The sequence below is a fragment of the Rhodococcus sp. 06-462-5 genome, from assembly GCF_002258315.1.
Taxonomy (GTDB): Bacteria; Actinomycetota; Actinomycetes; order Mycobacteriales; family Mycobacteriaceae; genus Rhodococcoides.
This window is the reverse complement of the sequence record NZ_NOYD01000021.1, coordinates 1-1,591: the sequence shown is the minus strand read 5'-3', so window position 1 is coordinate 1,591 and position 1,591 is coordinate 1. Positions and strand designations below refer to the sequence as shown.

Sequence of the window (1,591 nt, the reverse complement as noted above, 5' to 3'; positions counted from 1 at the left end):
TTCTGGAGCTGACAGCAGCGCAACTGGGTGTGTGGGCCGCAGAACAGGTCAGCCCCGACGCAGACGCCTTCCGAATCTCACAGTTGGTCTGGCTGGACGACGACGTGGACGTGGCCGCGTTGAATCGCGCGTTGGCCGTGGCGGGCTCCGAGGCCGAGGTCCTCGGTGTGCGGCCGACTATCGGCTCGGACGGAGTGCCTCGGCTCGCAGCCGCCGGCAGGCCCATCGGTGCCCTCCAGGTCGTCACCTCCGCGTGCGAGGACGCGGGCATCCGCGCAGTCGCTGCAGAGCGTTGCCGCGTCGACGGCGTAGGACAGAACCGATACGAGTCGCTGTCGGTCCTGCACCCCCGAACCAGCGGCGGGTGGGCATGGGAATTCGCAACCCACCATCTTTTCGTCGACGCCTACGCGCTGGGACTGTTCACTCGACGCGTCGCGGAGGTGTACTCGGCGCTCGTCACGGAAAGCGCGGTGCCGGATCGATGGTTCGGCGACTACGCCGAACTGGTCAGTACTGCTGCATCACCGCAGGATTCGATCTCGAACGAGTTCTGGGTCGAGCGGTGCGCCGAGGCCGAGGGCGCGCCCGCGGTGACATTCGACGCCTCGCGGCGCTTCTCGCTGCCCTTCACCCACGGCCGAGCTTCGATCGCACCGCCTACCGCCGAGGCGATCGACGCACTCGCCCGCTCGGCGCGGGCATCGTGGTCGGACGTGGTGGCGTTGGGCTGGGGACTGTTCACCGCGGCGCGGGACGGGCGCGATCTGTTCGCTCTGCAGCTGCCGCGGATGAACCGGTTCGGTGCCGCGGCGCTGCGGACACCCGCGATGCTCGTCGATGCGGCACCGGTGGTGTTCCGGGTGGACCCGTCGAACACCCTGGTGCAGTTGACGACCCGCATGCGCGACGAGATGCGGGCGAGCTCGCGCCACCACACGGCCGGGGAGGCGCTTGCCCGACTGTGGCCGAACGGTCCGGAGGACTACGCGGCATTGCCGCAGTTGAACGTCAAGGCCTTCGATTACGACTACGGCTTCGGGTCGATCGCCGGCCGCCAGGAAACGGTCACGAGTGGACCGGCCGGCCGACTGGACCTGATGGTGTATCGCGATCGGGTGCACGGGTTCGCGGTGGACCTGACATCGAGCGACACTGCGGCAACTCCCGAATCGGTCACCGACACCGCGGCTGCATTCGTCGACTTTCTCGGCAGACTGTCCGAGGACCCCGATGCGAGGGTGGCGACGTTCGATGCACTGAACGCCGACGACCGAATCAGGGCAGAGGAATGGTCGCGCGGTGTCGAGGTGCACGCGGATGACGCGACGCTGGATTCGCTCGTCCGCCTGCAGATGTCGAGAACGCCGGACGCAGTGGCGATCGTCGATCACACCGGTGCGGAGTTCAGTTTCTCCGAGATCGCCACCCGCGTCGAGGCGATGGCCGCGCAGTTGAGCGCCCGCGGTGTGACGCGAGGCGACCGCGTGGCAGTCATGCTCGCGCGTTCGGTGGATCTCGTGGTGACCCTGCTTGCCGTCGTGCGCACCGGTGCCGCGTACGTTCCGATCGACCCGGAACACCCGTCCGA

Annotated in this window: 1 protein-coding gene; it reads left to right on the top strand. The window is 68.1% G+C overall.

Features of this window, described 5'->3' with window-relative positions; all coding sequences use genetic code 11:
• Positions 1-1,591, top strand: a 1,591-nt coding sequence (locus CH251_RS13510; protein WP_143544971.1) for an AMP-binding protein, incomplete at both ends; no start/stop codon positions are given.